This window comes from Magnetofaba australis IT-1 (assembly GCF_002109495.1).
In the GTDB taxonomy this organism is placed as follows: Bacteria; Pseudomonadota; Magnetococcia; order Magnetococcales; family Magnetococcaceae; genus Magnetofaba; species Magnetofaba australis.
Genome location: NZ_LVJN01000020.1, coordinates 1,473,961 through 1,482,500, shown reverse-complemented (window position 1 = coordinate 1,482,500; position 8,540 = coordinate 1,473,961). Strand labels below are relative to the sequence as shown.

The window sequence follows — 8,540 nt, the reverse complement described above, 5'->3', positions numbered from 1 at the left end:
CGGTAATCCAGGCCAGAGATGCGCTCAAGTCCAGCGTGAGTCCACCGGCGCCCTGCGTCAATTGCCCCGCCAGCAGTTGCAGATGGAGAAACCACGCCACGGCGGCGAACCACCAACTCATCACCGAGGGTTGGCGCACCCCCTGTTGATGGTTGATGATAATCATGGCCGAGGCGGCGGCGTAGCCGAGCACGGCGCCCCAAAATAGTAGTTCCGATATCACACCGGGCTCCTTTATTGCGTCTTGGGAGCGAAGGGCCAATCAGGGAATTTTCGCGTGACCAACCCCAACACTCTAAATTCCGCCCCCCACCCTCATGCGCAGGAGGCGCAGACCGCGCCATGCGCCATGGTGCTGGTGGCGGCGGGTCGCGGCAGCCGCTTCGGCGGTGAAAAGCCAAAGCAGTATCAATCCTTGATGGGACACCCCATTATACTCAAAACCCTACGCGCGCTGCACCGGCATCCGTTGGTGACGGACATCATTCCCGTGCTGGCGGCGGACGACCCTTTTTGGCCTGCGCTGACAGAGGCGCTCAAACAACTCCCCAAAGTCGCCAAGCCGGTCATTGGCGGCGCCGAGCGCCAGGACTCCGTGCGCGCTGGACTGGAAGCGGCCCGTGACGCCGGGCATCAGTGGGTCGGCATCCACGACGCTGCGCGACCCGGCGTCTCCACCGCGCTACTGGACCGTTTGTTTTTGGCGCGCGCGCAAGGGGATGGCGTTATTCCAGCGCTTCCGGCCCAGGATACCATCAAACGAGGCGATGCTCAGGGGAACATTGTTGAGACCTTGGACCGTTCGCAGATCTTTCTGGCGCAGACCCCGCAAGTGTTTCACCTACCCACCATTCTGGACGCCCATCAGGCGGCGATGCAGGCGGGCTTCTTCGGCACTGACGACGCCTCCCTCTTGGAGTGGGCGGGCAAAACGGTAAAGATCGTCGAGGGTGAGATGCGCAACCTCAAGATCACCCGACCGCTGGACTTGAAAATTGTCGAGTATCTATTAGGAGAGAGCGCATGAACATTCGCGTGGGCCAAGGCTTTGACGTGCACCGCTGGACGGATGGACGCCCTTTAATGCTGGGAGGGATTGAAATCCCTCATAATCAGGGCCTGCTCGGTCACTCCGACGCCGATGTGCTGCTGCACGCCATCTGCGACGCCCTGTTGGGCGCAGCGGGGTTGGGGGACATCGGTCAACACTTCCCCGATACCGACCCTACGTATAAAGGCGCCGACAGTCGGGAACTGCTGCGCGCCTGTGTGGCGGCGGTAACCGAACGCGGCTGGCGCATTGGCAACGTAGACGCCACGGTGATCTGCCAAAAGCCCAAGCTTGCTCCCCATCGCGCCGCCATGCGCGCGAGCATTGCCGCGTGTCTGGGAATTGACGAAGACGCGGTCAACGTGAAGGCCACCACCACTGAGAAATTGGGCTTCACGGGACGCAATGAAGGCGTGGCGGCACAAGCAGTGGCGCTCCTTGAAACATTCTAAACGGAATGGTCTGCCCCAGCTCATATTGTCAATACTGGCGCCATTTCCTTCCTTCCATCAGGCCATAGAAGAAACATGCGATATAGACGAGAAATCGACGGGCTTCGAGCCATTGCTGTTGCGCCAGTCATTCTTTTCCATGCTGGGGTGGAGTCCTTCAGCGGTGGATTTATCGGCGTCGATATCTTCTTCGTCATCAGCGGTTATCTTATCACCTCTATCGTTCTTGATGACATTGCCGCCAATCGCTTCAGCGTGATCCAATTTTACGAGAGAAGAGCCCGCCGCATTCTGCCGGCCTTATTTCTGATTATTTTCGCAACGGCGCCATTCGCATGGATGTGGATGTTGCCCAATGACATGAAGGACTTTTCGCAAAGCTTGATTGCCGTACCGCTCTATGTCTCAAATTTTCTCTTCACCATAGAAACAGGATATTGGGGCGCCCCCAACGAGATCAAACCTCTCCTGCACACATGGAGTCTAGCGGTTGAAGAGCAGTTCTATATCGCCTTCCCGCTTCTCATTCTTTTGATATGGCGCATCAACAAAACATGGTTATTGAGAGTGATTGTCGCTTTGGGCTTCATCAGCTTGGCCACGGCGCAGTGGGGGGCGGAAGCACACCCCCAGGCAAACTTTTTCCTCTTGCCATCTCGCTGGTGGGAGTTGGCTCTTGGCGCTATAATTGGCATACGCCTTTTCCACACGCCGGGAACGCCTAACCCGCATTACTCATTGGTTTTCGCCAATGCTCTCAGCCTGTTAGGAATATTCCTGATCACCGCCTCAATTTTTGCCTTTGATGAAAAGACACCCTACCCCAGTTTTTATGCATTAGCGCCAACAGTAGGTACAGGCTTGATTATTCTATTCGCCACGCCAGGCACGATCTGCGGAAGGCTCCTTGGGTCAAAGCCGTTCGTGGCGGTGGGACTGATAAGCTACAGCGCATACCTATGGCATCAGCCCTTGTTGGCTCTGGCGCGCCATTATCACTTAATGGGACACCCTCCCGAGATCTTGAGGCTTTGCCTAGCGTTTATTACACTGCCGCTCGCATATATCAGCTGGCGATTCGTCGAAGCGCCTTTTCGGAATAAAAATGTTGTGAGTCGGCGCACGCTTTTGGCAAGCATCACAACCGCCACAATACTCAGCATCGCATTTGGCTTGACTGGACACTTCACCAACGGATTTGGTTCTCGCTTGGCGGCAAACGGACAAACAGTTCTCAGTCTGCAGCAGCGTTTAAGTCCAAACTACGGACTGGACCTTCTTTGTGATGATCGCTTCACCCTCTCAGAACGCTGTAGAACCGATCCTGAGCCAGAAATTGTCCTGTGGGGAGACTCATACGCCCAACATCTGGCGCAAGGCCTTCTGGCGTCGGATAGAAAAATCCGTCTCATTCAAATGACCAACCGTGCTTGCGGGCCAATTCTTGATGTTGCGCCAATCCTGACAGGTAAGAAGCCAGTTTCCTGGAGCCGTGACTGTCTTGAGTTTAATAGCCAGGTTGAGGCGTGGCTAAAATCAAACCCAACGGTCAAAACCGTTATTCTCTCATCAGCTTTTCATCAATACTTTAAAGCTGGGCATCGACTGCTATACCCGGACGGGTCTCAGAAGCCAGCAGATTACCAAACTGCACTGATTTCTTTCCGCGCAACACTGGAGCGCTTGCAGGCCATGGGGCTTACCATTCGCGTGGTCTCCCCCCCGCCCAGCACGCAACAGGATCAAGGAAGGTGCCTGGGTAAAGCCGCGCTGCGTGGGGCGCCATTATCCGCATGTGATTTCAGTTGGGAGGATCTCGATCCAAACAACAAAAAGGCCTTTGATTTTATGAATGATCTCGCAAAGGATTGGTCTGTCATCCGGTTAGATCACATAATCTGCGCGCATAATCTATGTAAGACGTCCCTGGAGGATGGTACGTTTATATTTATGGATTATGGGCACCTCTCCCGCGAGGGCTCCTCTGCGCTCGGCAGGAAGGGAGAGTGGCGCGCCTGGGGCGCAAGCAATACATCAGACCACCTTTAAGGATTTACACCTTAAAAGAAAATGCGGACTATTCATCCCCTGAATTTGGCGGGCTCTGATTATTCTTAAGCACCCAGCGTCCCGACTCCTGCGCCCAATACTCCATAACGCAGCCCCGCTCGCGATAGAAGCGATAGCGCTCACGGCTGGCGGCCAGGGATTGCGGATCGCGCCCATCGGCAAAATCAAAGATCTGCGCGAATTGTTCTGGCGGATCCACCACCTGCCCGCTCATCACCATCAGCAACTCGGCGCCATTGGCGTCGGCGGGGCCGACGCCGATCAGCACCGGCTGATCGGCGTCGAACTCCCCGCCCGCCACCCCATGAGGCAGAAAGCTGTCGGGCTCGAACTTCCACAGAAAATCATCCAGCCACTGCGCATGCTGCGGATCTCCCGCCGCCACGCCGACCGGCAGGCCCTGTTGCAGGGCCTTGCCGATCAATTGCAGCAACGCGCTCTGCGGCGAGATCAATCCCACCTGGTAGAAGCGCGCCCGCGTGGGCTGATTATCCCTTTTTGCCATCTGCGGCCACGCAGTCCATCAGATATTGGGTCATCAGGCGCACGCCGATGCCTGATGCGCCATGGGGGATGTGCGGCTTGCTGGGCACAGCCCAGGCGGCTCCGGCGATATCCACATGGGCCCAGGGGATCTCCTCGCCGATAAAGTTGGAGAGGAAACAGGCGGCGGTGATGGTTCCCGCAGCGCGATCGCCTACGTTCTGGATGTCGGCCACCTTGGATTTGATCTGCTCGTGGTACTCGGCGAACATGGGCAGACGCCACACGCGGTCGCCAGAAACCTGACCGGCGCTCTCCAGCGCGCTTTGCAGATCGTCATCACTGCCCATCAGACCCGCGCACTGATGCCCCAGCGCCACCACGCACGCCCCAGTCAGGGTGGCGAAATCGACGATGGCGCGGGGTTTCATATCGCTTGCGTAGTTGAGGGCGTCAGCCAGAATCAAGCGCCCTTCGGCGTCGGTGTTGATCACCTCCACAGTGACGCCATTGGGATAGGAGATCACATCCCCCGGACGCTGCGCCGAACCGGAGGGCATGTTTTCCGCCACCGGCACCACCCCGACCACGTTAATCGGCAGTTTGAGTTCGGAGAGGGTTTGAATCAGTCCGAACACGGCGGCGCCGCCGCACATATCGAACTTCATCTCCTCCATTTTGGCGCCGGGCTTGAGGGAGATGCCGCCGGTATCGAAGGTCACCGCTTTGCCCACTACCGCCACCGGGGGCTGTTTCTTGCCGCCGCCGTTGTACTCCATAACGATCAGCCCAGGGGCATTGTCGCTCCCCTGCCCCACCGCCAGGATGCCCGGATAGCCGCGCTTTTTCAGCTCGGCGGCGTCGAGAATGGTGGTTTTGACCTTCTTGAGCTTGGCCATCTGCTCGGCGCGCGCCATCAGGTCCGCCGGACGCAGCGCATTGCCGGGGGTATTACCCAGGTCGCGAGTCAGATAGACGCCGCCGGCAATGGCGGTCTGCCGGGCAATGGCTTCACTCAGCAGCGCCTCATCGGCGGCGGCGCACACCAGGGTCAACTGCGCCAGAGGCGGATCGATCTCCTCTTTTTTGCTCTTATAGTCATTGTAGGCGTAGGCGCCCAACAGCGCGCCTTGCGCCAGATGCTCGCCACACTCGCCGCGCACCATGCCGCTGGGGCGCTCCAAAGAGAGCAGCGCCACGGCGGATTTGGCCTGCCCGCCCATCTGGGCGATGCGCGCACCGACGGCGCGCAGGGATTCGGCGGTGATCTTGTCGGCTTTGCCCAATCCCAGATAGAGAATGCGCTCGCACAGCAACGCGCTGCGCGGCGGTTTGGGCAGAATCAACGTCTCACCGGATTTGCCTTTGAACCACCCTGACTGCACCGCACTCTCGAGTTGGGCCGCCACCCCGGCGCCGCAGCGGGTGAGGCCGGACTGGGCCTGACCGCCTTCATACACGCCGATAATCAACAGCTCCGCGCTCCAGGCGCTGGCGCGCTCAGAACTCGCTTGAATGGTAATCGCCAATTCGGTCATGGGCCTTCCGTTCGTCGCAAGGCGCCAACCCTTCGAATGCGTGCGGGAATTCGCTATGATGGAGCGATCCGGCATCGCCGCCGCCAAATGCGTTGCATCGCAATGCTCTGGCGGCCGGGGGCGCAGTGAATGAGTAGATGCGCGAGGCGCGGCGTCAAGAGCGCCGCAAACGCGCGCGAACCTGAACGCATCATAGCCGAACCCCGGTCCAGAATGAACCGACTTTCCCGATATTTGCTCGCTGAATGCACGCAGGCGAGCTTGATCGCCCTGCTGGTGCTCACCGCGCTGGTGCTGCTGCCGCAGGTGCTCAAGCTGGTGGACCTGTGGGTCAACAAGAGCGTATCGATCACCATCCTGGGCATGATGACGCTGCTCATCATCCCCAAATTCCTGGTGGCGAGCCTGCCCATGGCGCTGCTGGTGGGCACTCTCACCGCGCTGGGACGCCTGGCGCAGGACAGCGAACTGACCGCCATGAAGGCCAGCGGCGTGGGGCTGTGGCACATGATCCGCCCCCTGGCGCTGCTGCCGCTGGCCGCGGCGCTGATCTCCCTCTCTCTGAACTGGTACTGGGTGCCACAGGCCCACGTGCTGTTTACTCAGGTTAAGAGCGCGCTGCTGGCCAGCAACACCTTTTCCATCAAAACGCAGACCTTCAATCAGTCCATTCCTGGCCTGACCATCTATGTGCACAAGCAGTCACAAGGGGGCCGCTTGCTGGAAGGACTGTTGATTCACGATGCCCGCGAGCCGGATCACCCCGTGACGCTGGTGGCGCGCAGCGGCGCGCTGCACCGCAACAGCGATGGCGATACCGCCATTCTGCTGCGTGAGGGCAGTCGTCATCAGTCGTTGCCGGAGGGGAAATTCCGCCAGCTGGCCTTCGCCACTTATGACCTGCCCCTCGGCGTGGACCTGGGCGCCTCCTCCAAAGAGGGAGACGAGGAACGGAAAATCACCGCGTTCTCTGGCGCGCAACTGCTGGAACAGACCCAAAGCAGCGACCCGCAACAAGCCTATGAGGCGATTCAAGAGCAGCACCGGCGGCTGGCCATTCCCATCGCCACGGCGATTCTGGGTCTGCTGGCGATCCCGCTGGGAACGCAGCATGCACAACGTACCGGACGTAGCTATGGATTGGTGGTGGCGGTGCTGGTAATGATCGCGCAGTTTGTGCTGCTGAACCTGGGCGAAGCCATGGCCAAGCGCCACGTGGTCTCGCCTCTGGTGGGGTTATGGTCGCCCAACTTGATCATGGCGCTGTTTACGCTGTATGTGCTACGGCTGGCGCATTATGATCGCGGCCTGCGCTTCGCCGACTGGCTGTCGCAGCTGCTGTCGGTGATTCCCCAGCGCCTGTTGCGCAAAGGACCGCCCGCCTCCCCCCGCGCCGAGGGCTGACCATGCCGATTCTGTTCCGCTACCTGTTCGCGCTGTTCTTCTCCGGCTTCACGCAGATTCTCGGCGTTTTCTTCGGCCTCTTCTTCCTGCTTGACGGCGCCGAGCAGATTCGCAAATTCGGCGGACGCGAGCACGTGGTGTGGCAGGATCTCACCGAGCTGCTGGTGCTGCGCATGCCGGCCTTCCTGGCGCAGTTCATGCCCGCCATCGCCCTGCTGGCCACCCTGGTGGTGGTCAGTCGCCTGAGCCGCAACAACGAATTGACCGTGATGCGCGCAGGCGGTGTCTCGCTGCTGCGGATTTTGATTCCGTTTCTATTTGGCGGGGCGATTGTGGCGGCGGCGCAGGCGGGGTTGCAGGATCAGATCACTCCGCGCGCCAATCAGGCCGCCGAGGCGTTGGAAGCGCGCCTGAACCAAACCGCCAGCACCCAGCAGCTGCGCAAGGGCGGCGAGTTGTGGCTGCGCGATCAGGGACGCATCATTCACGCTCGCCGCATCCTTTTCAATGAGCACGCCATGGAGGGGGTCACGGTGTTTGAATTTGATCCCGATCACCGCCTGGTGCGTCGCATCAACGCGGTGCGCGCACAGCAGACCGAACAGGGATGGCGGCTGTTGGACGGCATCGTCTACGACCTGCAGCCCGATGGCGATGGCGCGCAGCCATTCACCTCTCTGCCCTGGGAGGTGGAGTTGGAGACCCGGCAACTGGACCGTTCGGCGCCGCGCCCGGATGAGCTCTCCATCGGCGAGTTATGGGAGCAGGCGGAGCGTCTGCAACGGGAGGGTTATGAGGACACCCCCTACCGCATGGCGCTGTATCGCAAAATCGCCGACCCCTTCGCCACTCTCTCGGCGATTCTGTTGGCGTTTCCGTTTGCGCTGCGACTCTCGCGCATGGGCGGCGCCGCGCGTTCTGGATTGGCGGGATTGCTGGCGGGATTTGCGCTGTTTGTGGTGGTGGATCTGTTCACCGCGCTGGGGCTGGGCGAGCGTCTGCCCACCCTATTCGCCGCCTGGGCGCCGGTGGCCAGCTTCGCCAGCATCGGCGTGTTTCTCTTGATGCACATCGAAGAGACCGCCCCGCGCTAAGGCTCGGGGCGGCAGACTCATTCATACAAAGCACAGCCCACACAATCTGACGCATGAATCACATGCGCGAATCGTTGTCCAACTGCTGCAGCACCGCTTCGATCACCAGGAACAGCACCGAAATGGCGTTGGCCACCAGCGCGCCCCACACCATCGCCTTGGTCATCTCCAGATTGCCCGCCACATAGAACGCCCCCAGCGCCGGAATCAGATGGAAATCCGACACCAGACTGGCGGACATCATCATTGAACCGATGGCGTGACGCGTGCCCAGCTTGAGCATGGTGGCGATGAGGTTCATACACACGGCGATGATCAACTCATAGCCATTGCCATGAAACAGAAAGCTCACCGTGGTGGTCAACGCCATCAACAGGAAAAAGGTGGTCCAGATCAATCGCCAAGCCATCTGCTGCGCTCCTTAGCGTGCCGCCGCAAGGACGGGCCT

Annotated in this window: 9 protein-coding genes (1 of these 9 running past the window's edge); 5 read left to right on the top strand and 4 right to left on the bottom strand. The window is 59.8% G+C overall.

Features of this window, described 5'->3' with window-relative positions; all coding sequences use genetic code 11:
* Positions 1–193 carry the 5' end (the start) of a cytochrome C assembly family protein gene (locus MAIT1_RS18760; protein WP_143814929.1) on the bottom strand. The gene continues 596 nt to the left of window position 1, outside the view, so only the first 193 of its 789 coding nucleotides appear in the window; its start codon is at positions 191–193; the stop codon falls past the left edge of the window.
* 84 nt (positions 194–277) lie between these two features.
* Between MAIT1_RS18760 and ispD the strand changes: the two genes are divergently transcribed.
* The 3 genes from ispD (at position 278) to MAIT1_RS18745 (ending at position 3,552) form a co-directional block, all read left to right on the top strand.
* Positions 278–1,027: a 2-C-methyl-D-erythritol 4-phosphate cytidylyltransferase gene (gene ispD / locus MAIT1_RS18755; RefSeq protein ID WP_143814928.1), complete on the top strand. Its 750-nt coding sequence runs from the start codon at positions 278–280 to the stop codon at positions 1,025–1,027.
* A complete protein-coding gene (ispF, locus tag MAIT1_RS18750; protein WP_085445444.1) occupies positions 1,024–1,503 on the top strand; it encodes a 2-C-methyl-D-erythritol 2,4-cyclodiphosphate synthase in 480 nt (159 codons plus the stop codon). The genes ispD and ispF overlap by 4 nt, the downstream gene beginning before the upstream one ends.
* A 75-nt stretch (positions 1,504–1,578) precedes the next feature.
* Positions 1,579–3,552 carry an acyltransferase family protein gene (locus tag MAIT1_RS18745; RefSeq protein WP_085445443.1) on the top strand — a complete coding sequence of 658 codons (1,974 nt, stop codon included), beginning with the start codon at positions 1,579–1,581 and terminating at the stop codon, positions 3,550–3,552.
* Positions 3,553–3,580: 28 nt separating this feature from the next.
* Here MAIT1_RS18745 and MAIT1_RS18740 read toward each other — a convergent pair whose 3' ends face one another.
* Both MAIT1_RS18740 and MAIT1_RS18735 read right to left on the bottom strand, forming a co-directional pair.
* Positions 3,581–4,078, bottom strand: coding sequence for a DNA polymerase III subunit chi (locus MAIT1_RS18740; RefSeq protein WP_085445442.1), 498 nt, complete (start codon positions 4,076–4,078; stop codon positions 3,581–3,583).
* A complete protein-coding gene (locus MAIT1_RS18735; RefSeq protein ID WP_158089619.1) occupies positions 4,062–5,594 on the bottom strand; it encodes a leucyl aminopeptidase in 1,533 nt (510 codons plus the stop codon). The genes MAIT1_RS18740 and MAIT1_RS18735 overlap by 17 nt, the downstream gene beginning before the upstream one ends.
* Positions 5,595–5,723: 129 nt before the next feature.
* Between MAIT1_RS18735 and lptF the strand changes: the two genes are divergently transcribed.
* Together lptF and lptG are read left to right on the top strand one after the other, a co-directional pair.
* Positions 5,724–6,998, top strand: a complete 1,275-nt coding sequence (gene lptF / locus MAIT1_RS18730; RefSeq protein WP_085445440.1) for an LPS export ABC transporter permease LptF — start codon at positions 5,724–5,726, stop codon at positions 6,996–6,998.
* A gap of 2 nt (positions 6,999–7,000) precedes the next feature.
* Complete coding sequence (lptG, locus tag MAIT1_RS18725; RefSeq protein WP_085445439.1) at positions 7,001–8,092, top strand: LPS export ABC transporter permease LptG; 1,092 nt, start codon at positions 7,001–7,003, stop codon at positions 8,090–8,092.
* Positions 8,093–8,150: 58 nt separating this feature from the next.
* Here the strand turns inward: lptG and MAIT1_RS18720 are convergent, their stop codons facing one another.
* On the bottom strand, positions 8,151–8,501 hold the full coding sequence (locus MAIT1_RS18720; protein WP_085445438.1) for a DUF6394 family protein: 351 nt from the start codon (positions 8,499–8,501) through the stop codon (positions 8,151–8,153).
* Positions 8,502–8,540 lie beyond the last annotated feature (39 nt).

What these genes read in the sequence shown, in the direction of transcription:
- lptF (WP_085445440.1), top strand. Translation starts at nt 5,724, where the DNA reads ATGAGTAGATGCGCGAGGCGCGGCGTCAAGAGCGCCGCAAACGCGCGC.
- MAIT1_RS18720 (WP_085445438.1), bottom strand. Translation starts at nt 8,501, where the DNA reads ATGGCTTGGCGATTGATCTGGACCACCTTTTTCCTGTTGATGGCGTTG.
- ispF (WP_085445444.1), top strand. Translation starts at nt 1,024, where the DNA reads ATGAACATTCGCGTGGGCCAAGGCTTTGACGTGCACCGCTGGACGGAT.
- lptG (WP_085445439.1), top strand. Translation starts at nt 7,001, where the DNA reads ATGCCGATTCTGTTCCGCTACCTGTTCGCGCTGTTCTTCTCCGGCTTC.
- MAIT1_RS18735 (WP_158089619.1), bottom strand. Translation starts at nt 5,594, where the DNA reads ATGACCGAATTGGCGATTACCATTCAAGCGAGTTCTGAGCGCGCCAGC.
- MAIT1_RS18745 (WP_085445443.1), top strand. Translation starts at nt 1,579, where the DNA reads ATGCGATATAGACGAGAAATCGACGGGCTTCGAGCCATTGCTGTTGCG.
- MAIT1_RS18740 (WP_085445442.1), bottom strand. Translation starts at nt 4,078, where the DNA reads ATGGCAAAAAGGGATAATCAGCCCACGCGGGCGCGCTTCTACCAGGTG.